This window comes from Solidesulfovibrio magneticus RS-1, assembly GCF_000010665.1.
Lineage (GTDB): Bacteria > Desulfobacterota > Desulfovibrionia > Desulfovibrionales > Desulfovibrionaceae > Solidesulfovibrio > Solidesulfovibrio magneticus.
The window spans coordinates 4,356,719-4,378,989 of record NC_012796.1 but is presented as its reverse complement, the minus strand read 5'-3'; the positions used below and the strand labels follow the sequence as shown (position 1 = coordinate 4,378,989).

Here is a 22,271-nt window from a genome sequence, read left to right as displayed (position 1 = left end):
TTCTCCGTCTAGCCGGCGGCCAGGGCCTCGGCCACCTTGCGCTCCAGCTCATCCTTGTCGATGGGCTTGACGCAGTATTCGCAAGCCCCCAGGCGCACGGACTCCCGGGCGGTCTCCAGGGTCGGGTAGCCGGTCAGCATGATGACGCGGGTTTCCGGGGAGCGCTTGCGGATTTCCTCCAGCACTTCCACGCCGCTGAGTTTTTTGAGCTTCATGTCGAGGATGGCCAGGTCGGGATGTTTCTTGGCCACATGGGCCAGAGCTTCTTCTTCCTCGGTAAAAACGGCCACCCGGTGGCCCTTGCGCTCCAGGATGCGTTTGATGACGACGCCGGCGTCGATGACGTCGTCGAGAACGATGATTTCGGCCATGGACGTTATGCCTCCGTAGCGTTGGCGGGATGCCCGCCGCCGATGGTTTCCTCGTGGTCAAGGGGCAGGTCGATGACGAAGACCGTGCCGGGTCGATCATGGCCCGGGTCGTCGAGGGCGTCGAAAAAGCCTTCCGGTGCCGGGGTTTCGACCCGGATGGAACCGCCGTGGTCCTTGATGATGCCGAAAGACACGGAAAGCCCCAGGCCCGTGCCCTGGCCCACGGGCTTGGTGGTGAAAAAGGGGTCGAAGACGCGCCCGAGGTTGTCGGGACTGATGCCCGGGCCGTCGTCGGCGAACCAGGCCGTGACTTTTTGCTCGTGGGCGAAAAGGCGCGAACGCACGAGCAAGGTGCCGCCCCGGCCCTCCAGGGCGTCGCTGGCGTTGGAAAGCAGGTTGATCCAGACCTGTTTGAGCTTTTCGGGGTCGCCGTAGATGATGGGCATGCGTTCGTCGAGGTCGGTGGCGATGACGACCTTTTCCAGGGACAGGGCGTGGCGCACCAGCGTAATGGCTTCCATGAGCGAATTGTTGAAGCACATTTCGATCTTGGCGCTTTCGGCCTGGCGCGAAAACCCGAGCAAGTCGGCCACGATCTTGCGGCAGACCTTGGCCTGCTTCTCGATGGTTTGCAAATCGGCCTGGATCTGGCTGCCGCCGGGCACGTCTTCCTGCAGGAGCTGGGAGTAGCCCAGGATGACGCCCAGGGGGGTGTTTATTTCGTGGGCCACGCCGCCTGCCAGTTTGCCCAGGGATTCCATCTTCTGGGACTGGATGAGCTGTTCCTGGAACTGCTTGAGCTGGGTGACGTCGCGGGCGGTGCGCAAAAGCCCGATGACCCGGCCCGAGGCGTCGACCACGGGCACGCGCACGACGTGGAACCAGACCGGCGAGCCGCCCCGGCGCAAGCGCACCTCGCGGTCACTGGGGCGGCCGGCGGCCAGCACGCGGCTGTTTTCCTCGTGCATGGCCTGGCCCTCGTCCTCGGGGAAGACGTCGCGGTCGCTGGCGCCGACGATTTCTTCGCTGGTCAGGCCCAGGAAATTGGCGAAAGCCCGGTTGACGGCCAGGTAGCGGGCGTTCTCGTCGACCAGGCAGACAAGGTCCGGGGTGGCGTCGAGGATGGTGCGCAGCAGCCGCTCCTGGCGCGACAGCACGCGCTCGGCCCGGCGCAGTTCGTCGAGGTGGGATTTGAGCGACACGGCCATGACGTCGAAGGTCTCGGCCAGGTCCTGGATCTCGTCGCCTTTTTGTTCGCGGTAGACCGGGCAGTCCCGGCAGGACTCCGGACCCTCGCCGCGCTGATCCGGGGAGGCGGTGAGCCAGCAGCGGCTGGCCCGGTCGCCGTGGGCCGGGCAGCGGGTGTTGTCGCAGGACAGGGTGTCGGAACAGGCTTTGGCGGTCACCGGGCCGGCCCGGTGGTCGAGGTTGCCCTTGACCACCTCCTCGGCGTGGCGCTTGAGACGGTTGATGCGCTCGGTGACGCGCCGGGCGAACAGCGTGGACGGAGCCAGGGCGGCCACCATGGCGGCGGCGGAATAAAAAACGATCATGAGCGCCAGCCGGTCGGCGGCGGCCTCGGCCTTGGTGCGCGACAGCCCGATGCGGGCCGTGCCGAAGGGCGTGCCGACGATGGTCACGGGGGCGGCGAAGTCGTCGATCAGTTCCCGGCCGGTGTCCAGGAGCCGGATGTGGGGCTTGGGGCCGTCCGGGGCGTTGACCTCGGCCAGTTCCACGGGAAAACCGCCGCTGAAGGTGTGGACCAGGACGCTGCCCTGGCGGTCGAGGATGAAGGCGTAGCTGATGTCGTCGACCTTTTTGAGCTCGTCGACCATGTTCTTCATGCGCAAAAGGTCCATGGAGAGCATGGCGTCGGAGACCCGCATGGCCAGGTTTTCCGACAGGACCAACCCGCGCTTGCGGGTTTCGGTTTGCAGGGATTCGGCGGCGGCCCGCCAGGTGAGGTAGGCCAGGGGAATGGCGATGAGCCCGACGATGAGCACGATGCCGCAGTTGATTTTCGTGCGAAAGCTGAGGGCCGAAAGGCGCGGGATCATTCCTCGCCTCCGGGCAGGGCGTCGAGGCCGAGTTTTTCAGCCAGCCGGCGTACGGATTCGTAGTCGGCGTCCACGGCGGGAATGATGCCGCGCATGCCGGCGGCGGACAGGATGGCGGCGTCGTCGGGGCGGTCGTAGCGCAGGGCGAACATGGCCCGGGCGATTTTCTCGATGATCTCGGGCGAAAAGCCGGCCCGGGCGCAGTAGACCCAGCCGGGATAGGATTTGCTTTCGGCCAGGACGCGGATCTGGCCCAGATCGATGCGGCCGCGCAGGATCTCCAGGGTGCCGTCGCGCACCGAGCCGATGTCGCAGGCCCCGGCGAACACGGCCAGCACGACTTTTTCCTGTTTGCCGCCCGGCCCCGGGGCAAAAGTGATCTCGGCGAAATCCGAGCGGCGGATGCCGTTGTCGAAAAATTCCCCCAGGGCGTAGATGTAGCCGCCGGCCGAGGACGGGTCCACGGCCATCCAGCGCTTGCCCCGGCAGTCGGCCAGGGTCTTGAGTTCCTTGTTGTCGCGGCGGCAGATGATCTGGCTTTTGAAGTCGGGTTTGCCCGAGGGTTCGATGATGCGGGCAAAGGCCCGTGCGCCGCTGGCCGCCATGCGGATGTAGGCGAAGGGGTTGGAGAAAGAAATATCGATTTCGCCGCGCTCGACCATGCGCACATGTTCCTCGAAGGTGTCGGGGAAGACCTGGCGCAGGGGGATGCCGGTGGCCCGGCCGATGTAGTCGAGGAGCAGGCGGTGGCGTTCGTAGGAGACGGTGTGGGCGTACTGCGGGAGGTAGGCGTAGGTGACGGCCCGGGGGAGCTGGCGCAACACGGGTTCCTCACGGCGGGAAAGATCCACGCGCACGGCGTCCTCGTCCCGGCCGCAGGCGGCGAGAAACGGCAGGCAAAGTCCCGCCAGCAAAACGTCGCGTCGCCGCATCCATTTCCCTCCCGGGCGGGGAGGATACGTCAGTTCGGGCCGGGAGGAAAGCGGGTCGTTACGACCCGGCCCGGTCACGGCGGGCGGCCCAGATGCGGCGCGCCCGGCCAAGGCCCCACTGGAATACGAGATAGGCGGGGATGAAAAAGACGGCCGGTCCGGCGGCCTCGCCCACCAGGGGCAGGGGGACGCCGGAAAAGCGCCAGGTGGACCAGGCCAGGACCATGAGCGCCGGCCAAATGAGCGCGGCGGCCCGGCCGGCGGCCAGGGCCATGGCGTTGCCGTAGGCCTCCTGGGCCAGATGGTTGGCGGCCAGGTAGGTTTCGCGATCCTTGACGGCCAGAGCCGAGAAGGAGGTGTCCTGGTGGCGTTTGATTTCGGCTTCCTGGCGGGTTCTCTTGACCCGCTGGACCCGGTCCACGGCGGCGGCGCAGGCCCGGCCCAGAAGGGCTGCGCCCAGAGCCGTGGCCAGGATGCCGCAGGCAAAGCCGGCCCTGGCGTCGTCCACCAGCCGAAACGGGGCGATCAAGACGGCGTCGAGGCCGAGAAAGGCGTGCAATAAAAAGTCGTTCATAGGCCAAAAAGCTCCCCGCCCCAGGTAGCCGGGACGGGGAGCCGTGTCCAGGGAGTCCGAGAGATTTCTACACGCCGGGAATCTTGTAGTTGAAGAAGCCGGCCAGCAGGTAGCCGATGCCGACGTAGAGGGACAGCACGATGAACAGGCGCTTGAGCCAGACATCGGAGAAGTACTTGGAGGTCATGGGGCCGACGAAGGAACCCACGGCGATGCCGAGCATTTCCAGGCCGATGAAGTGCCACTCGATGGGGGTGCCCTTCATGAGCAGGGTGATGATGCTCGTGACCATGCTGACCAGAACGGCCAGGGCCGAGGTGCCGGCGGCCAGGTACATGGGCAGCTGGGTGACGCTGGTGAGGAAGGGCACCAGCAGGAAGCCGCCGCCGACGCCGAGGAAGGCGGCCACGGCCGAGATGACGATGCCGCCCAGGAACGGGATCAGCGGATTGAACTGGAAGGGCACGCCGTAGAAGGTAAAGGCGCACTTGGAGATGGAGAAATGGTTGATGTGCAGGCCGATCTTGGTGGGATCGACGGATTCGCCCGAGGCCTGCTTTTTGGCTGCGTCCTCAAAGGCCTTGGCGGCCTTTTTGGCGGTCTGCTTCTTGGCCTGGCCGGCCGGGGTGGTTTCGTAGAGGAGCCAGCCGCCCAGCAGCAGGACAAAGAGGCCAAAGTAGCCCTGGTAGGACTTGAAATCGAGCTTGCCGGCCGAGAGTTCCTGGGCCAGCCAGGCGCCGAGCAGCGAACCCAGGCCCAGGGTGACGGCCAGGGGCACGACCAGACGTTTCATCTTGAGGTAGTTAAACGAGCTGATGGCGGCGGAGAGACCGACCAGGAACTGGTTGGAGGCCTTGATGGAGTCGGTGACGATCTTGCCGAGGTCCGGCGCGGTCTTCTTGAAGCTGCCGGCATAGGTGCCGAAGCCGAAGACGCTCATGTGGCCCACGCCGGCCATGACGCCGCCGAACGCGCCCACGGTGGAGAAGATCCAGCCGACCCACACGGCCCAACAGAAGGCCAGGATGGGGTTGACCACCGGGGAGCCGGGAATGCCGAGGAAGCCGGCCGGCTTGGACGGATCGATCTGGCCGGGTTCGGTTCCCTGGGGAGCCTTGGCGATGGCGTCGGAGAGTTTGTCGGCAAAAGCCGGCTCGAACCACAGGGCGATGGCCACGATGGCCATAAGCCCCACAGGCAGGGTCCATTTCCAGTTTTTCACGTCGGGCCTCCTTGTCGTTGGCGGCGAACTGCGTCGCGGGGTGAAATACGGCGGCCAGGTGGCCGCATAAGCCTTGTTGCCGCTGGCGGGGAGACGCGAAGCCTGCCGCCGCACCGCTGGCCGGGACGCTGACGGCTTCGCCGCGACACGCAATGCGGTTCAGGAGGGCTGCATCCGACGTGTCGCGGCAAGGCCGCATCAGCATTGGGCCAAGCCTTGCCGGCCCGTTGCCGGGCCGTGGGACTTTTGTCGCAGCATAGACCATTACAGCCTCGTCATGTCAAGAAACTCCTGCTATTATACTGTTTTTCACAATGAAGAGCGAAAAGGGCGATGCAGGGGGCTGGCCGGAGAGGAAACTTTGTGATAATTTTCACAAAGTCAGGCCATAAAAAAGGGCGTCGCCGGAGTCGGCGCGCCCAGAGTGGGGTGGTGTTTCCCGTCGCCTCTACCATGCACGTTTTTCCCGGCCCCGGCAAGCAGAAAAACCATCCCCGACATGGCCCGCGACCCTTTGACCCGGACAAGGCTTGGCGCTATATGCGGCCAGCTTCGGCGACGACGCCGGGGCATGTCGTCGCCTGCGGAGGCCTGGTCCCATGCTGCCTTTTTTTCGTCCCAAAAACGACAAGGATATCGGCGACAAGCTCGTCGGAAAGCAGAAAAAATACCGGCTGGCCCGCAACGGGTCGGCCGTGGCCGTCACGGGAACGCTGTTGGCGTATTATCGCCGCGACGTGCTGCCCGACGGCCTCATGCCGCCGTCAGGCGGGCGGGTGGAGCTTTTCGCCGTCATCCGCACCCAGGCCGGCCGGTTTTTCTGCTACTACATCGTCACCTACCCCGAAACCGAGGACATCGCCGGCCGCCAGGAATACGCCCATGTGTGCGCCGATTTCGAGGCGGTGCGGGCCTTTCTCGGGGCCATGGCCTATCCGGGCAAGGCGAAGTTCGTGCCGGCGCTTTTGGCCGCGGCCCAGCACACGCTGGAGATCCTGGCCGGGGGCGGCAAGGTGAAAAAGGCCGCCAAGGCCGTTGCCACGGTAGCGCCGGAGGCCGAAAGCGTGGCCGGGGAACCGGCCGGGGAGCCGGAAGGAGCGTCGGCTGCCGACGCTGCCGCCGATGAGACGCCTTCGCCCCAGGCGGCCGAAGCGGCCCAAGCGCCGGCCCCGGCGGCTGGCGTCGGTACGGCCGGCGAAACCGAGGCCGGCGACGACGAAGACGTTTCGGCGGCCCTGGCCCGACTCGTGGCCAGGGCCCGCGCGGACATCGCCAAAGAGGCCGAGGCCCAGAAGCGGTCCGCCGCCGCCCAGGTCGATGCGGACATGGCCGAAGGGGGCTTGGCCGTCGCAGCGCCGGCCGGAGGCGGAAAGCGGCCGACCGTCCCAGCGGATGCGGACTTGGTGGAAATGGTCAGGGGCGATGCTGCGCCAGCCAAGGCCGATACGCGGCCCGCCGCCCAGGCGGATGTGGCCCTGTCCGAAAAGGCCTCGGCCGTCGATGCGCCGGCCGAAGGCGAAAATCCGACCGCCGCCGCCCAGGCGTACAGCGAGCCGGTGGCCCCGTCGTCCGCCGCCGCTGCCGCGATCCAAGAACCGGCCTCCCCGGACGCGCCCCAAGCGCCCGCCGGCGACCACGCCGCCGGCCGTCTGGTATCGGTGGCGGACATGCTGGCCGACGCGCCGTTTGCGGGCGGCAAGAAGTCGAAGAAAGCCTCGAAGTGCGTTTGATCGAGGAAATGGCGCGAGGCCGGTCGGGATCGGCCGCGCCGGCCGGCCGGGCAGGCGACAGGCAGCTCCTGCCGCGCCCGCGAAGATCCGCTTTGGCGTTTCGTGGGCAACAGACCAAAACCATTGGTTTTTCTTGAAAAGTACGGTCGTGTTTTTCCAGGGTCGCGCCGCTAGAACCGCCGGTCAAGCAGCTGGCGCAGCACTTCCTCGTCGTCAGCCGTGTCCAGGCCGGCCAGTTCCTGCCTGAGCCCGGCCAGAGCCGCCCGCTCCACGGCGATGTGGGCGGCCAGGGCTTCGCGCCGCTCCCGGATGGCGGTCAATATGACCGCCTTGCGGGCGTTGGCCGAGCCCAGCCGCTGCCGGACCACCTCGGCCAGGCGGCGGAAGATGCGGATGAGGAAATCCTCGCGCTCGGGGCTTTGCAGGAAATCCACATAGCCCATGTCCACCACCAGACAGTCGCAGGGCGTTTGCGCCGTCACCGTGGCCGTGCGGCCCTTGCCCAGGACAAAGCTCATTTCGCCGAAGATCGTGCCGGCCGCGTCCAGGTCGGCGACGTGTTTTCCGGCCCGGACCACGGCCACCTGGCCGCGCAGCAGCACGAAAAACGTCTTTTCGTAATTGCCTTCCTCGACAATGGCCTCGCCCGAAGCGTAGCGGGCCAGCCGTACCGCCCCGACCCGCAGCAGCAGATCGAGGTCCTCGTCCGCGAAATCCGCCCACAGGGGCAGTTTGCGCATCAGTCCCAAAAGCGCCCCGGCGTCGGCCGGCTCAATACGCTGCACGTTTTCTTCCTGTTGTTGCCGTCGCGGCAACGCCTTGAAAAATCAGTCTTTCATACTCTCGCTTCACCGCCGCCGCGCCGCCGGTCCCCTTAACCCCAGGTGGGGGGTCCGGGGGCCTCAGGCCCCCGGCCGCCGGAGGCACTCTTCTCCTCCTCCTCCACCTCCGCCCGCCCGGCCTCGGCGGCCAGGGCGGGGCGGTCGTGGAGGGCCACGTCGCGGCCGGTGACGGTGACCAGGCCCGCCTCGGCCAGTTTGCGGAAGGCGCGGGAGAGCGCCTCGGGCGTGGCGCCGACGATCTTGGCCAGTTCGCGGTGGCTGATGGCCAGGCGGACGGGGCCTGTGCCCGGGGAGCGGTCCGCTTCGTGGAGCAGAAAGCCGGCCAATCGGCCGGTGAGCGGCAAAAGCGCCAACGATTCGACCATGGCCTGGGTCTGCTTGAGGCGGCGGCACATGAGCCGCAGCAGATCAAAGAGCACTTCCGGGTCTTCCCTGGCCGCCGCCGCCAGGGTCCGTGCCGGAAAAGCCAGCACCCGCGTATCTTCCAGGGCGGCGGCAAAGGCCGGAAACTCCCCGTCATCCACCAGCGAACACAGGCAGAACGGTTCGCCGGGGCCTAAGATATAGAGCGTCTGCTCCCGGCCGTCCGGGCCGATCTGGTAGAGCTTGGCCCGGCCCGAGGCCACCAGATAAAAGGCTTCGCCGGCGTCGGAGCGGGCGGCGATGAGCTCTCCAGGCCCGTGGCGCGAGACCACCGCCCCGGCCGCCATCCGGGCCAGCCGCTCCTCGGGCATGCCGCCGAAAAACGGCAGCGACCGCAACAACACCATCCGCTCGACCTGTTCCATGCTTTTCCCCTGTTCAACCGGCACAGTGGCGGTGAGCGGATGCTTGCGTCAAGCCGCAAAATCGCGCCGCGTTGATCCACATCAATGCGCCCGGCTCCGTCCATGGGCTAAGTCTCAAGGCGTCCGGTCCGCCGGAAAGGAGCACCATCCCATGAACAGACGCGCCTTCCTCAAATCCCTGGGCACGGCCGTGGCCGCCGCTCCCGTGGCCGCGCCGCTTTTGGCCCGCGACGCCGCCGCCGCCTCGGGCGAACAACTGGCCACGCTTTTCGATCTGTCCAAGTGCGTGGGCTGCGGGGCTTGCGTGGCCGGGTGCCGCGAGGCCCACGCCGCCGATTACCCCAATCCGCGAAAGCCGTTCCCCAAGATGTATCCGCCGCGCGTCAAGGTCGAGGATTTCTCGGACAAGCGCGACGTCGAGGACCGCCTGACGCCGTACAACTGGCTGTTCATCCAGACGGCCACGGTGACGCGAAACGGCAAGGCCATAAGCCTCAATATTCCCCGGCGCTGCATGCACTGCGTGCATCCGCCCTGCGCCGAGCTGTGCCCCTGGGGCTCGGCCGTGCGCCACGACGACGGCGCGGTGGTCATCGATTCCAACATCTGCCTGGGCGGCTCCAAATGCCGCGACGTCTGCCCCTGGCATATCCCCCAGCGCCAGACCGGCGTTGGGCTGTACCTCGACCTCATGCCGGCCTTTGCCGGCAACGGCGTCATGTACAAGTGCGACCGCTGCCACGGCCGCGTGGCCGCCGGCGGCAAGCCCGCCTGCATCGAAGCCTGCCCCAACGACGTTCAGACCATCGGCCCCCGTCGTGAAATCATCGCCGCCGCCCACGACCTGGCCCGCCAGACCGGCGGTTTCATTTACGGGGAAACCGAAAACGGCGGCACAAACACTCTCTACGTCTCGCCCATTCCCTTCGAAGAACTCCACGCCGCCCTGCAACCCGGCCCGGGCAACCCCGGCTTGCAGGCCGCCGCCGACGTCATGGGCAAGGAGAAAAACCTGGCCACGGCCGTGCTGCTGGCCCCCTTTGCCGGCATCGCCGCCGGCATCCTGCGGGTGGCCAACAGGGCCAGGAAGGCCGCCAAGGAGGACGATCATGTCTAAACCGCTGTTCCCGGTCTGGCAAAAACGCCTGACCCTAATGGCCGCCCTAGGGCTGGCGCTGACCGGCATGGGCCAAATGCCCATCTTCTCACGCTACTACATCGCCGACCTGCCCGGCCTGGGCTGGCTCGGCAATTACCAGATCACCGCCGCCCTGCACCTCACCCTGGGCGCGGCGCTCGTCTTTCTCCTGGCCAGCTACGCCACCTCCTGGCTGGCCGCCGGCAGACTACGGCCCATGCTGACCGCGGCCGGCAAATGGCGCGTGGCCCTCTACGGCGCAGTGGCGCTCACCGGCATCGTGCGAGTCATCCAAAACGGGTCCTGGGCCATGGTCGGACCGATGCACGTGCGCTATTTGGATTGGCTGCACCTGGGGCTGGCCATGGGGCTGCTGGCCTTCGCCATGGCGGCGGGCCGTAAAGCGGCGGTTGTTGTTGGCGGGGAGAGGTAGAGGGAGATGGAGAGGAAGAGTGCCTCCGGCTGCCAAAGGGGGTGACCCCCTTTGGAAACCCCGGATGGGGATGGTAAGGGAAGGGGGCGCAGCGGCGGGCGGAGGTGCCTGAAGCGCTTTGAGCGCTGGCGCGCTTGGCGGCTGCGCCGCGTAGGTCGTTGGAATTTCGCGGGCTTCGATGCGCCCGGCTGTCGCCGGGTGCTCGAAGCCCGCGAAATTCCAACGACCCGGTTCGCCAGGGGCTACCCGGCACGGGACAGGTGGGGACTGCCAAGCTTGAACCGACCTTTTGGGTTAGTCGCCGGGGCCGGCTTGCAGGATGCGGCGCAGGGTGTCCTTGGTGATGTCGAGTTCGCGGCAGGCGGCCATGGTTTTACCGTTGTGCCGGGCCAGCGCGGCTTTGGCGGCGTGGTATTTGGCGGCCCGCATGGTGGTGGGGGCGTTGGCGGCGGGCGTGGCCGAGGTGTTGGGTTTGGGGAGCAGGTAGTCAGGCAGGTGTTCGGGGGTGATGCGTCCGGCGGAGCACAGGATGCAGGCGTATTCGATGATGTTTTGGAGTTCGCGGACGTTGCCGGGGTAGTCGTGGCGCAGCAACCGCCTTGTGGCGGCGTCGGACAGGCCGGTGACGGCTTTTTGGCCGATGAGGTTTTGGCGTTCGATAAAGGCATGGGCCAGCAGCGGGATGTCCTCGGGCCGGCTGCGCAGGGGCGGCAGGGCCATGCGGGCGACGCTTAGGCGGTAGAAGAGGTCGCGTCGGAAGGTTCCTTCGGCGATCATGGTTTCGAGGTCGCGGTTGGTGGCGGCGACGATGCGGGCGTTGGTGGTGGTGGACGTGTCGGACCCCAGCGGTTCGTAGGCGTGTTCCTGGAGCACGCGCAGGAGTTTGACTTGCAGGGGCAGCGGCAGCTCGCCGATTTCGTCGAGGAACAGCGTGCCGCCCTGGGCCATGGCGAAGCGGCCTTTGCGGTCGGACTTGGCGTCGGTGAACGCGCCGCGCACGTGGCCAAACAGCTCCGATTCCAGCAATTGGCCGGGGATGGCCCCGCAGTTGACGGCGACGAAAGGGCCTTTGGCGGCAGGGCTCAGATTGTGAATGGCCCGGGCGAAGAGTTCCTTGCCGGTGCCGGATTCGCCGAGAATAAGGACGGCCGCGCCGGATTCGGCGATGGGCGGCAGCAGGTCGAGAGTGTGGGCCAGGGCCTTGTTTTTGGTGAGGATGTCCTCGACGGTGCGCACGCCTTCGAGTTCCTTGCGCAACCGGCTTAAATCCGAAATGTCGCGGAAGCTTTCGACGCCGCCGACGATGCGGCCCGTAGCGTCGCGCAGAGGCGCGGCGCTGATGCTGACCGGCACTTTGACGCCGTCGGGGCGCACGATGAAGATGGACTGGTTTTGCAGCGTGTCGTCGTTGTCGATGCAGTGGCCCAGGGCGCAGGCCCCGTCGCACAAGCTGGAGTGGAAGACCTCCCAGCATTTGCGTCCCAGGGCCTGCTCGGGGGCGATGCCGGCGATGGCTCCGGCGGCGCGGTTAAACGACGTGATGGTGAAGTCGGCGTCCACGGTGAAGACGCCATCGGCCAGGGATTCCATGATGGATTCGCACAAAATGTCGCGAGGGAGCGCCATGCTTGCCGCCTTGTTGCTGGTCGGGAGAATGTAACCGAGGTCGTCGTTGCTGTCCAAGGGCCTAAAAGCAATTGACTTTGTTTCGTGCTGGCCGGATAGAGCGGGAAAGCGGCCGCCCCTGACGGGCGGCCTGGGGAGGAGATGTGATGGAGGATGGCAAAAAGCCGATGCTGATGATCGGCACGCCGGCCTACAGCGGCCAGGTGACGGTGGCGTATTTGCGGGCGGTGGTGTCGTGCATCGGTTTTCTGGACAGCCAGGGCATCAAGACCGGGATGCTGACGCCGTCCCAGGAGAGCCTCATTCCCCGGGCGCGCAACCTGATCGCCAACGAATTTTTGCGGCTTAAGGAATATACCCACCTGCTGTTCATTGACGCGGACATCGGTTTTTCGCCGGAGTTGCCGCTGAAGTATCTGGAAGCCGACAAGGACGTGGTCTGCGGCATTTATCCGGTCAAGTACCTGGATATCGACAAGCTGCGCTGCATCGACAACAAGGTGCTCTCACGGGTGGCGGCCGGGGCGTCCATGCACTACGCGGTCAAGCTCAAGCCGGGCGGCCGGCCCGAGCCGGTGACGGGGCTATTGCCGGTGGAGTACGGGGCCACGGGGTTCATGATGATCAAGCGCGAGACCCTGGAACGCATGGCGGCGCATTATCCCGAGCTTGGCTATGATTATTCCCATACCAATGATCACAACATCAACAACGTCGCTTTCTTCGATACGGCCATCGATGTGGAGAACCGGGAGTATCTGCCCGAGGACTATGCCTTTTGCAAACGCTGGACCGACATGGGCGGTGAGATTTTCGCCGATGTGCACAGTGTGTTCACCCATGTAGGGTCCTTTGAGTTCACGGGCAACTTCACGGCCTTTCTGACCCATCTGGGCGCTGGGGGCGAGGAGTAGGGCGACAACATCCGAGCTTTCGAGGGGGAGCTGCCATGCAGAAGGTGTTTTTCCTGGTGTCTTGCGGACCAGACGAGCAATCCAAGGCCACTCGCGCGTTCCAGTTCGCCAAACTGGCGGCCGAGCGCGGGGCGCTGGCCGGGATGTTGCTCGTGGACGACGCGGTCTATCTGGCCAAGCCCGAGATTGCCGAGCGGGTGCGGGCCGTCACCGGCGACAGCTTGGCCGACCATGCCGGCTGGTTGCGCGAGAAGGCCAAGGGCCTGCCGTTTTACGTCTGTACGCCGTGTTGCCACGCCCGGGGCGTTACGACCGAGGATCTCGACCCCATGTGGGCGTTGGGTACCGGCGGCCAGACCATGGACTTGCTGGTCCAGGACGGGGTGAGCTGTTTGTCCTTCTAGCTTCACTACTGCCTGGAATGCTTATTTTTTTGAGGAGCCGGCTTGGTCCGGCTCCTTTTTTTGCGCAATTGAGCAAAACAATCTCGATTGGTCTTGACCTTCGGGAGACGGCGCTTATTTTGCTCATATAAGCATTTTAAAGGAGACGACCATGCCCAGACATCGCCAGCATCGCCGGGTGGCGGCCGCGCCGGCGGCCACGTTTTTCAAGCCCCAGGGGGCATCGCTTCGGGAGACCCAAGAGGTGGTGTTGCCGGTGGAAGGGCTGGAGGCCCTGCGCCTGGCCGATCTGGAAGGCCTGTGCGCCGAGGCGGCGGCCGAGGCCATGGGTGTTTCGCGCCATACGTTTGGGCGGGTGTTGGCCGAGGCGCGTCGCGTCACGGCCACGGCCCTGGTCGGCGGGCTGGCCCTTCGCATCGAGGGCGGCAGTTACCGGTTGGCTGGCGAAGGCCCGCGCAACCCTGAAAACGAACAGACGGGACCGGCCGGTTGCGGCGTTGCCGGCCCCGCCGAGGAGGACACGGACATGCAAGGACAAGGACAAGGACAAGGACAAGGACAAGGACGAGGTGGTCGCTGCGGCCGCGGCGGACAGGGGCGCGGCGGTCTGGGCGGCTGTGGCGGCCAGGGACAAGGCGGCCGGGGCGGGCCGGGCCGTGGCCTGAGCCAAGGACGTGGAACCGGTCGCAGACGTGGACAGGCGGCGGTGGGCGAGGAGTTGCTTGGGCAAAAGTCCCTGGAACGACTGTGCCCGGCCTGCGGTGCGGCTTCCGCCGGAGCGTTTTGCCCGGGCTGCGGCGCAGCCATGGGCGCGTAACGCGGCTGGCCATAGCACGGGGAGCACGTCTGCAGCTGGCTGCCTGTTACATCCAGTCGGGCCGGCCGGTCGGGAATCCACAATGTTTTGCCGATTTCCCGACCGGCCGGTTTTCGTCGTTTCTACACTCCCCGGTGAGCTAAGGGAGCGCTAGCACGCCTGTTCGGCCACAGACCCGGCTGGCGCAAATGGGCAAAGTCTGATAGGCATAAAACACGTCGGAGAATTGAGGTATGGTTTGACACTGGTTCATTGTGGAAAGCCAGAAAGGGATGGAGTGAAAGCATGGCGGCTTGTTGAGGGCTTATCGAGAGCTGTAAGCGCTGCGGAGTAGTCGTGATATACTTCAAAAGATTGGCCCTGATAATCAATATCCTGCTGGCAGCCGGCATGCACGGCTATACGGCCTATTACCTTTATCAACATCACGGACAATCCTGGGCCATCGCCGGCCTGGCCCTGCCCGGCTTTGCCGAGCTGGCCTTGTGCTTCGTTTCTGTCTACGATCATGATGCGGTATTCAATCGCTATACCATCATTTTTTTTTCTTACCTTATTGTCGGCTTTGGCGTGCGGTATGCCTTGGATGACTTGTGCGTCGCCCTTGCCAACAGAACAGCCCGGGATAAAACGGCGGATGCTGAAAATGCGCTGGTTCTTGAAGCGGTCCAGGCGGCTGAGAACGGCGACTACAAGCTGTCCTGCCGGAAATTCCTGGCAGTCTTGCGGCATAACCACACCAGCGGCACGGCCTGTTTCGGCGTGGGAACGAGCCTGTTGATGCAGGGCAAGGGACAATTGGCCCTGCCCTACATCGAAAAGGCGGCCTTTCTGGGTTGCGTCGAAGCCAGAAGCTATCTCGCCGGCCTGGGTATGAACCGGCCCAAGGCCATTTGAGCGCCCCTGGCAGCGGGAGCCCTTGGCGTTAGTCCACTTCCGCTTTGATCCGAAGGCCGGCTGCGGCAAGCGTGCGACTGCTTCGCGGGCATGAGTCCGTCGGCGGCGCTCCATAACCAAGGGCCCGGGCGAAAACGCCCGGGCCCTTGGTCGGTAAAGGCCTGGCCCTGGTTGTAGCCTTTGACCAAGCAGCGCCAAAACACTAGCCCAGGTTCGCCCCATCGACCACGGCGGCGCTCAGATCGGCTTCGGCCACCACGACGCCGGCAACCGAAGCTTCCGCCCGCATCTTGCACAAGGTCATGCGGCGCTTGAGGTCAAAACAGCGCAACACAAGTTGATCCCCCGGCACGACCGGCTTGCGGAACTTGGCTTTCTCCACGCCTGTGAACATGAAGATGCGGTCGCCCAAGGGGCCTTCCAGGGATTTGGACACCAATACCCCGCCGGCTTGCGCCAGGGCTTCCAGGATGAGCATCCCGGGCATCACCGGTAATCCCGGGAAATGGCCCTGGAAGAACGGTTCGTTGATGGTGACGTTTTTGATCGCCGTGATGGACTGTCCCGGGACATGCTCCACCACCCGATCCACCAGCAGGAAGGGATAGCGATGGGGCAAAAGCTTTTGGATTTCGGTGATGCCGATCACCGTATTGTTCGTCTCGGCCATGGCGGTCTCCTCATGAGAAAAGGGCCGGGACGCGGCAGCGTCCCGGCCCTGGATTGGCTGGATGGGGTCCCTTATTTGCTCTTGTCGAATTCAGCCTGGATGGCGGCGGTGACGTCGAGCTTGGGATCGAAGTAGGGCACGGAGCGGGACTCCAAGATGACGGAGAAGCCGTTTTTCGCGGCGTAATCGCTGACGACCTTCTGCAGGCGGGTCAGCAGGGGCTGCAGCACGGTCTGCTGGGACTGCTGTTCTTCCTGCTGCAGCTTGTTGCGGTCTTCCATGTACTTGCGGGCCTTGGCTTCAAAGTCGGCGGCCTTGGCCTTCATGGCGTCCTGGGACAGGGCCACGCTTTTCTTCTGCAGCTCGTCCTGCATTTTCTTGAGCTCGTCGCCCTGGGCGGCCAAAGACTTTTCGCGAGCTTCGAACTTCGACTTGAGGCTGCCCAGGGCAGACTTGCCGGCGCTGGAGTTGGACAGGGCGTCATCGAGGTTGATGATGCCGATCTTTCCCTGGGCAAACGCCGCAACCGGCATCGCCAACACGGCCATGATAAAGAAAACCCGAACCATAACGCCCATTATTTCGCTCCTTGATCCATTCACGTTTGCGGGGGGCATTGGCCCCCCGTTGGTCTGTATTCCGAAAGGGCCGGAAGCGTGTTCCGGCCTTCGCCCACGTCGCGGACTGCCTAGAAGGTCTGTCCCATGGAGAAGCCGATCTGGGACGGCTGCAGATTGTGTTTGTCGGCGTCGAGACCGTAGCCGTATTCCACCCGGATCAGGCCCAGGGGCGAGTACCAGCGCACGCCGGCGCCCACGGCCCGGTAGAAGTCCCAGCAGACCTGGTCGTATTCGCGCCAGGAGTTGCCGGCGTCGAAGAAGGCCACGCCGAACAGGCCGTTGGACTTGCTGATGGGGAAGATGGTTTCGAAGTTGGTGAAAAACTCCGCCTTGCCGCCGATGCGCTCGCCGGTCCAGGGGTCCTTGGGCGAGATCTTGTCCAACTCGTAGCCGCGGACGTTGTTGATGCCGCCGAGGTAAAAGCGTTCGTAGACGGGGATGTCGCCGCCGGAGTTGGGCAGCAGCACGCCGGCCTGGCCCCGCCAGTGGAAGACGAGATCCATGGGCAGCGGGTAGAAGAAGTTGGAGGTGAACATGGGCTTGACGAAGGCGTCGTCGCCGCCTACCGCGCCGCCGGCGTATTCCAGCGACAGGGTATTCTTGGTGCCCTTGGTGGGCTTGGTGGCGCTGTCCACGGTGTCACGGTCGATGGAGGCGAAGACCGAACTCGACCAATGCCAGCCGGCGGACTCGGTGATGACGCTCGAAGCCCAAGGGTTGGTATTGTAGATGTGGTAGTGGTCCAGGCGGTAGTCCCACGACAGGATCGTGTATTCGCCCAAGGGGTAGGCGAAGCGGAGCTTGGCGCCGGAGGTCGATTTCTTGAAGTCGTCGTAGGCGCGGTAGACTTGGTAGATGTCGGCGCCCACGGACAGGTTGGTGTCGTAGACGTAGGGGTTGGTGAACGACAGGATGCCGCGGCTGGACTTGCCGCTGAACATGCCCTGGAACTTGGCGTGGTAGCCCTTGCCGAAGAGGTTTTTCTCCTCAACGGAGCCGCCGAAGAACACGCTGTCGGAGGTGGAGTAGCCGGCGCCGAGGCTGATGGAGCCGGTGTTCTTGTCCTTCACCTTGACTTTGATGTCCACTTCGCCCGGGTTGTCGGTGGGCACGGTCTCGATGTCGATCTTCTCGAAGTACTCGAGCTTGTCCAGGCGCTCGTTGGAGCGGCGCAGCTTGGAGCCCGAGAACATGTCGCCGTCGGCCAGCTTGACCTCGCGGCGGATGACGTTGTCGCGGGTCTTGTCGTTGCCCTCGATGGTCACCCGGCGCACGTAGACCTTGCGGCCCTTGGCGATCATGTAGGTGATGTCGATGGTCTTGGTGTCGGCGTGTTTTTGCATGTCGACGTCGGCTTCGGCAAAGGCGTAGCCGTCGTCGGCGTAGAGTTCGGCCAGGGCGTTCAAATCGTCGCGCACCACCGACCGGTTGAAGTATTCGCCCTTGCCGGAGAGCTCGTCGAGCTTGACCCGGTCCATGAGCTTGGGCTGGTCGAAGAGCAGGTCGCCGGAGAAGGCCACGGAACCGACCTTGTAGCGGTCGCCTTCCTCAACCCGGAAGATGACGGTGATGCCGTCGTCGCCGTAGATGACCTCGGGCTGGCCGACCCGGGCGTCGACGAAGCCGCGGTTGGCGTAATAGGATTCCAGGGCGGCGGCGTCGCGCTCCAGCATTTCTTCCTTGAGCACGCCCGAACCGGTCACCCAGGACCAGAAGTGGCGGGTGGAAGTGGCCAGCTCGTCCTGGAGATCGCCGGCGCTGATCTGCTTGGCCCCTTCGATCTTGACTTCTTTGATATAGAGCTTTTTGGGCTCCTTGATCACGATGTTGAGCCGGGCGATGCGGGGATCGGTCTGTTCCAGCTCGTAGGTGACTTCGGTCTTGTAGTAGCCTTTCTTGCTGTAGAGCTCGCGGATCTTGCCGAGGTCGTCGGCCAGGACCTTGAGGTTGAGCACGCCGCCGGCCTTGGTGCTCATGGCTTCCAGGATGTCGTCCTTTTTCACGTCCCCGTTGCCGGTGACGCCGATGGCCTGGATGCGCGGCTTTTCCTTGACCACGAAGGTCAGGCGCTTGCCGCCAGCCACGTTGTCCAGACGCACCTGGACGTCGTCGAAATAGCCCATGTCGAAGAGCTTTTTGACGTCGTCGTTGACGGTCTTGGGATCATAGGCCTGGTTGACCTGGCTTTTGACCTTGAGAATGACCACTTCCTTGTCGAGGATGGAGTTGCCTTCAACGTCCACTTCGACAATGCGGTCCGAGCCGCCGCCCGCAGCCGTGGACACGGCCACCAGGGGCTTGATTTTGTCGGCCAGCTGGGCGGCCGCGCCGTCCAGGCCCATCACCGTCGCCGCCGAGGCGAACACGGCCTGGGGCTCCCCACCCCCGACCTTGGCCACCCGCGCGTCGAGGCTCAGTCCCTCGCCGACCTTGGAAATGCTGCCGAAAACGACGTATTCGGCCCGGGCCGCGCCGGCCAGCTTGCGGGCTGCGGCGGCGTCAGGGGCGGCCTTGCCGCCCTCGGCCTGGGCGGTGACGCCCAGGGCCTTGAGCTTTTCAGCCAGAATCGGAGGCAGGCTTCCCTGTACGGAATGCAGGGCGTCGGCAGCGTTGACCGCGAAAGGCACGACCAGCACTTTGCCGGACTGGGCCAGGGCCTGCCCCGCCGCCGCCAACAAGAGTGCGGCGAGCAAAAGCCCTTTAAGACCGATTCGTTTCATTCCGCGCATAGAGTTCTCCACCCTGCAGCTCCAGTCTCCGGCCCATGAGAGCGGCCAGGTTATGGTTGTGGGTGACCACAACCAACGTCATGCCCAGATCGGCGTTGAGGCGGGCGAGCATATCGCCGACCCTGCCGCCTGTGGCTTCGTCAAGATTGCCGGTGGGTTCATCGGCCAACAGAACGGATGGCCGCAACAGGACAGCACGGGCGATAGCCGCCCTCTGCCTCTCTCCCCCGGAAAGGGTTGTTACCCTGTGTTCCACCCTTTCATCAAGTCCCACGAGCGACAAAGATGCCCTGGCCCGCGCAAAAGCTTCTTTTCTTTCCATGCCGGCAATGAGCGCCGGCATGGCCACGTTTTCCAGGGCGGTGAATTCCGGCAGCAGGTGGTGGAACTGGAACACGAAACCGATGTCCCGGTTGCGCAGCGCCGCCGCCTCCACCGGCCCAAGGCCGGCCAGGTCCCGGCCGTTAAACAGGATCTGCCCCGACGTCGGCCGGTCCAGAGCCCCCAAAAGGTGCAGCAAAGTGGACTTGCCCGAGCCGGAAGAGCCCAAAATCGCAAGTGAATCGCCCTTGGCGATGGCGAAGTCCAGGCCCGAGAGCACCGTCACTTCCTCGGCCGGCCCCTGGTAGACCTTGCGCACCTGGCGCAGTTCGTAGAGCAGCGGCTCAGTCATGGCGCAGGGCCTCCACGGGACTCAGGCGCGCCGCCTGCCGGGCCGGATACATGGTGGCCAGGAAACACAGGGCCAGGGCCGTGACGCCGATGATGACCATGTCGGACCAGTCCAGACGCACCGGCAGATGGTCCATGGGGTAGACGTCGCCGGGAATCTTGATGAATTGGTACTTTTCCAGGGCCAAAGCCACGCCCAGGCCAAGGGCATAGCCCAGGGCGGTGCCCACGACGCCGATGATCACGCCCTGGAGCATGAAGATCTTGCGGATGGCGGCTGGCGTGGCCCCCATGGACATGAGGATGGCGATGTCGCGGGTTTTTTCCATGACCAGCATGATCAGCGTGGTGATGATGGAAAAGCAGCCCACCACCACGATCATGACGAGAATCACGAACATGGCCGTTTTTTCGAGATGCAGCGCCTTGAACAGGTTGCCGTTCATGTCGATCCAGGTGCGCACGAAAAGCGGCGGTCCGCCCAGCGCCGCCCGGACCTTGGGGGCCAGCGCGTCCACGGCGTCCACGTCGGCGACCTTGAGCTCAAGGCCGGTGGCGATGTCGCGCTTGAACCCCAGCAGTTCCTGGGCGGCCGGGATGGTGACGTAGGCCAGGGTCGAGTCGTATTCGTACATGCCGGACTTGAAAAGCCCGCGCAGCACGAAGGTCTTGACCTTGGGCGAGAACCCGGCGGCGCTTTCCTTGCCGGCCGGGGACATGAGGTTGACCGTCTCGCCGACGATCAGGCCCAGCCGGTCGGCCAGTTCGCGCCCCAGCACGATGCCCGGAAACGGCCCAGGAATCTCCAGGTCGTCCAGGCTGCCGACGATCATTTCCTTGGGCAGGGCCAGCACCTTGCCGGCCGAAGCCGGGTCCACGCCGCGAAGGACCACTCCCTTGACCCCGCGCGCACTGGACAGCATGACTTCGGTATAGACAAAGGGCGTGGCGCCAAGGACTCCGGGCACGGCCTCGGCCTTGCCCATGAGCTCGCGGTAGTCGTGCATGGCGCCGCCGGCCACGGCCGCCACCATGTGGGCGTTGATGCCGAGGATCTTGTCGCGAAGCTCGGTGGAAAAGCCGTGCATCACCCCGACCACGACAATGAGCGAGGCCACGCCAAGGCCCACCCCGAGCACCGAGATGAGCGAGATGACGGAAATAAACGCCTGCTTTTGGCGGGCCGTCAGGTAGCGCCTGGCGACGAAGAGTTCGAAACTCATGACCCCGGCTGGCCCTCGGGGCGCAGCAGCGGAAAGAGAATGACCTCGCGGATGGACGCCTGGTCGGTCAGCAGCATGACCAGACGGTCGATGCCGATGCCTTCGCCGGCCGCCGGCGGCATCCCGTACTCCAGGGCCCGGACGTAGTCCTCGTCCATGCGGTGGGCCTCGTCGTCGCCGGCCTCTTTCTCGCGCACCTGATCCTCGAAGCGCTGGCGCTGGTCCACGGGATCGTTGAGCTCGGAAAAGGCGTTGGCCATTTCGCGTCCGGCGATAAAGAGCTCGAAGCGGTCGGTGATCTCCGGGTTCTCGGTGTTGCGTCGCGACAACGGCGAGATTTCCGTGGGATAATGGTAGATGAAGTGGGGCTGGATGAGCTTGGGCTCGACGAAGATGTCGAAGAGCTTGGCCTGGACCTTGCCGAGCTTGTCGCCCTTGAGCACCTTTTCACCGCTTTTTTCGACCAGGGACTTGGCCTTGTCGTAGTCGCGGATGATCTCGGGATCGATGCCGCCCACCTTTTCGATGGACTCGTGGAAAGACAGGCGCGCCCAGCCCGGGGCGAGGTTGATCTCCTGGCCCTGGTAGCTGACCGCCTCCGACCCGGTGACGGCCTTGGCCAGGCGGGCAAACAGCCGCTCGGTCAGGTCCATGAGGTCGGTGTACCGGGCGTAGGCCCAGTAGAACTCGCACATGGTGAATTCGGGATTGTGCCGGGTGGACACGCCCTCGTTGCGGAAGTTGCGCCCGACCTCGTAGACCTTCTCGAAGCCGCCCACAAGCAGGCGTTTGAGGTACAGTTCCGGGGCGATGCGCATGTACAGGCCCATGTCCAGGGCATTGTGGTGCGTCACGAAGGGCCGAGCCGTGGCGCCGCCGGGGATGGCCTGCATCATGGGCGTTTCCACTTCCATAAAGCCCGACGAGTCGAGGAAGGCGCGCAGTTCCCGGATGATGGTGGTGCGGGCCTTGAAGATCTCCACCGAGCGCGGGGTGACGATGAGGTCCACGTAGCGCTGGCGGTAGCGGGTCTCGACGTCCTTTAAGCCGTGGTACTTCTCGGGCAGGGGCCGCATGGACTTGGTGACCAGGGAGAGCGTGTCGGCATGCAGCGTCAGTTCCCCGGTCTTGGTGCGAAACAGCCGGCCCGTGACGCCGACGATGTCGCCGATGTCGAATTTCTTGAAGACCGTGTAGGCTTCCTGGCCAAGGGTCTCGCGCTCGGCAAAGACCTGGATGCGGCCCGAGGCGTCCTGGATGGTGAAAAAGGCCACCTTGCCAAACGAACGCAGGGACACGATGCGGCCGGCCAGGCGGAAGGTCCGGCCCAGTTCGGCCAGGGCTTCCTCGGTCAGGGGCTCGTGGGCCTCGGCCACCGGGCCGATGTCGTCGCCTTTGGCAAAGTCGTTGGGATAGAGCGGCACGCCGTCGTCCAGGAGCTGGACGGCCTTGGCGATGCGGTTCTTGAAGACTTCGTTGAGTTCGTCGCGGGCGTCCAGGCTTTCGAGCAGGGGACGGAAGTCCTCCACCCGCTTGGACTTGACCGGGAGCTTGTATTCTTTCTTACGTGGCGCGTCGCTGCCCACGGCGGTTCTCCGTTGCTGCATGTCGT

Annotated in this window: 21 protein-coding genes; 7 read left to right on the top strand and 14 right to left on the bottom strand. The window is 64.9% G+C overall.

What is annotated here, in order from left to right:
• Positions 1 to 8: 8 nt before the first annotated feature.
• The 5 genes from DMR_RS18165 to DMR_RS18145 form a co-directional block, all read right to left on the bottom strand.
• Positions 9 to 371, bottom strand: coding sequence for a response regulator (locus tag DMR_RS18165; protein ID WP_015862502.1), 363 nt, complete (start codon positions 369 to 371; stop codon positions 9 to 11).
• Positions 372 to 376: 5 nt separating this feature from the next.
• Entirely contained in the window at positions 377 to 2,428 is a 2,052-nt protein-coding gene (locus DMR_RS18160) for a PAS domain-containing protein (RefSeq protein ID WP_015862501.1), read from the bottom strand.
• The gene (locus tag DMR_RS18155) at positions 2,425 to 3,360 is read right to left on the bottom strand and encodes a phosphate/phosphite/phosphonate ABC transporter substrate-binding protein (RefSeq protein WP_015862500.1); all 936 of its coding nucleotides are present in this window, start codon (positions 3,358 to 3,360) and stop codon (positions 2,425 to 2,427) included. The genes DMR_RS18160 and DMR_RS18155 overlap by 4 nt, the downstream gene beginning before the upstream one ends.
• A 58-nt stretch (positions 3,361 to 3,418) precedes the next feature.
• The gene (locus DMR_RS18150) at positions 3,419 to 3,934 is read right to left on the bottom strand and encodes a hypothetical protein (RefSeq protein WP_015862499.1); all 516 of its coding nucleotides are present in this window, start codon (positions 3,932 to 3,934) and stop codon (positions 3,419 to 3,421) included.
• Between the two features lie 67 nt (positions 3,935 to 4,001).
• Positions 4,002 to 5,156, bottom strand: a complete 1,155-nt coding sequence (locus DMR_RS18145) for a sulfite exporter TauE/SafE family protein (RefSeq protein ID WP_015862498.1) — start codon at positions 5,154 to 5,156, stop codon at positions 4,002 to 4,004.
• A gap of 599 nt (positions 5,157 to 5,755) precedes the next feature.
• On the opposite strand from DMR_RS18145, the gene DMR_RS18140 reads away from it, so the two are divergent.
• The gene (locus DMR_RS18140; RefSeq protein ID WP_043601063.1) at positions 5,756 to 6,886 is read left to right on the top strand and encodes a hypothetical protein; all 1,131 of its coding nucleotides are present in this window, start codon (positions 5,756 to 5,758) and stop codon (positions 6,884 to 6,886) included.
• A 170-nt stretch (positions 6,887 to 7,056) separates the two neighbouring features.
• On the opposite strand, the gene DMR_RS18135 is transcribed toward DMR_RS18140, so the two are convergent.
• Both DMR_RS18135 and DMR_RS18130 read right to left on the bottom strand, forming a co-directional pair.
• Positions 7,057 to 7,671 carry a Crp/Fnr family transcriptional regulator gene (locus DMR_RS18135; protein ID WP_043601061.1) on the bottom strand — a complete coding sequence of 205 codons (615 nt, stop codon included), beginning with the start codon at positions 7,669 to 7,671 and terminating at the stop codon, positions 7,057 to 7,059.
• A gap of 89 nt (positions 7,672 to 7,760) precedes the next feature.
• Positions 7,761 to 8,516: a Crp/Fnr family transcriptional regulator gene (locus tag DMR_RS18130; RefSeq protein WP_015862495.1), complete on the bottom strand. Its 756-nt coding sequence runs from the start codon at positions 8,514 to 8,516 to the stop codon at positions 7,761 to 7,763.
• A 151-nt stretch (positions 8,517 to 8,667) separates the two neighbouring features.
• On the opposite strand from DMR_RS18130, the gene DMR_RS18125 reads away from it, so the two are divergent.
• On the top strand, positions 8,668 to 9,633 hold the full coding sequence (locus DMR_RS18125; protein ID WP_015862494.1) for a 4Fe-4S dicluster domain-containing protein: 966 nt from the start codon (positions 8,668 to 8,670) through the stop codon (positions 9,631 to 9,633).
• Positions 9,626 to 10,087 (top strand): hypothetical protein, encoded by a 462-nt coding sequence (locus tag DMR_RS18120; RefSeq protein WP_015862493.1) that lies wholly within the window; start codon positions 9,626 to 9,628, stop codon positions 10,085 to 10,087. The genes DMR_RS18125 and DMR_RS18120 overlap by 8 nt, the downstream gene beginning before the upstream one ends.
• A 294-nt stretch (positions 10,088 to 10,381) precedes the next feature.
• Here DMR_RS18120 and DMR_RS18115 read toward each other — a convergent pair whose 3' ends face one another.
• Positions 10,382 to 11,713 carry a sigma-54 interaction domain-containing protein gene (locus DMR_RS18115; RefSeq protein WP_015862492.1) on the bottom strand — a complete coding sequence of 444 codons (1,332 nt, stop codon included), beginning with the start codon at positions 11,711 to 11,713 and terminating at the stop codon, positions 10,382 to 10,384.
• A gap of 146 nt (positions 11,714 to 11,859) precedes the next feature.
• On the opposite strand from DMR_RS18115, the gene DMR_RS18110 reads away from it, so the two are divergent.
• From DMR_RS18110 to DMR_RS18095, 4 genes are all read left to right on the top strand, one after another.
• Positions 11,860 to 12,627, top strand: a complete 768-nt coding sequence (locus tag DMR_RS18110) for a hypothetical protein (RefSeq protein ID WP_015862491.1) — start codon at positions 11,860 to 11,862, stop codon at positions 12,625 to 12,627.
• Positions 12,628 to 12,662: 35 nt separating this feature from the next.
• Complete coding sequence (locus DMR_RS18105; protein WP_015862490.1) at positions 12,663 to 13,031, top strand: DsrE family protein; 369 nt, start codon at positions 12,663 to 12,665, stop codon at positions 13,029 to 13,031.
• Between the two features lie 151 nt (positions 13,032 to 13,182).
• Positions 13,183 to 13,848: a DUF134 domain-containing protein gene (locus DMR_RS18100; protein WP_015862489.1), complete on the top strand. Its 666-nt coding sequence runs from the start codon at positions 13,183 to 13,185 to the stop codon at positions 13,846 to 13,848.
• A 336-nt stretch (positions 13,849 to 14,184) separates the two neighbouring features.
• Positions 14,185 to 14,745 (top strand): hypothetical protein, encoded by a 561-nt coding sequence (locus DMR_RS18095; RefSeq protein WP_015862488.1) that lies wholly within the window; start codon positions 14,185 to 14,187, stop codon positions 14,743 to 14,745.
• Between the two features lie 202 nt (positions 14,746 to 14,947).
• Here the strand turns inward: DMR_RS18095 and fabZ are convergent, their stop codons facing one another.
• From fabZ to lysS, 6 genes are all read right to left on the bottom strand, one after another.
• A complete protein-coding gene (fabZ, locus tag DMR_RS18090; RefSeq protein ID WP_015862487.1) occupies positions 14,948 to 15,415 on the bottom strand; it encodes a 3-hydroxyacyl-ACP dehydratase FabZ in 468 nt (155 codons plus the stop codon).
• A 71-nt stretch (positions 15,416 to 15,486) separates the two neighbouring features.
• On the bottom strand, positions 15,487 to 15,993 hold the full coding sequence (locus DMR_RS18085) for an OmpH family outer membrane protein (protein WP_015862486.1): 507 nt from the start codon (positions 15,991 to 15,993) through the stop codon (positions 15,487 to 15,489).
• A gap of 110 nt (positions 15,994 to 16,103) precedes the next feature.
• A complete protein-coding gene (bamA, locus tag DMR_RS18080) occupies positions 16,104 to 18,764 on the bottom strand; it encodes an outer membrane protein assembly factor BamA (protein WP_052279014.1) in 2,661 nt (886 codons plus the stop codon).
• Positions 18,736 to 19,437, bottom strand: coding sequence for an ABC transporter ATP-binding protein (locus DMR_RS18075; RefSeq protein ID WP_015862484.1), 702 nt, complete (start codon positions 19,435 to 19,437; stop codon positions 18,736 to 18,738). The genes bamA and DMR_RS18075 overlap by 29 nt, the downstream gene beginning before the upstream one ends.
• Positions 19,430 to 20,659, bottom strand: a complete 1,230-nt coding sequence (locus DMR_RS18070; protein ID WP_015862483.1) for a lipoprotein-releasing ABC transporter permease subunit — start codon at positions 20,657 to 20,659, stop codon at positions 19,430 to 19,432. Before DMR_RS18070 ends, DMR_RS18075 begins: the two co-directional genes overlap by 8 nt.
• Positions 20,656 to 22,266 carry a lysine--tRNA ligase gene (gene lysS, locus DMR_RS18065; protein WP_232502829.1) on the bottom strand — a complete coding sequence of 537 codons (1,611 nt, stop codon included), beginning with the start codon at positions 22,264 to 22,266 and terminating at the stop codon, positions 20,656 to 20,658. The genes DMR_RS18070 and lysS overlap by 4 nt, the downstream gene beginning before the upstream one ends.
• Between the last annotated feature and the right edge of the window lie 5 nt (positions 22,267 to 22,271).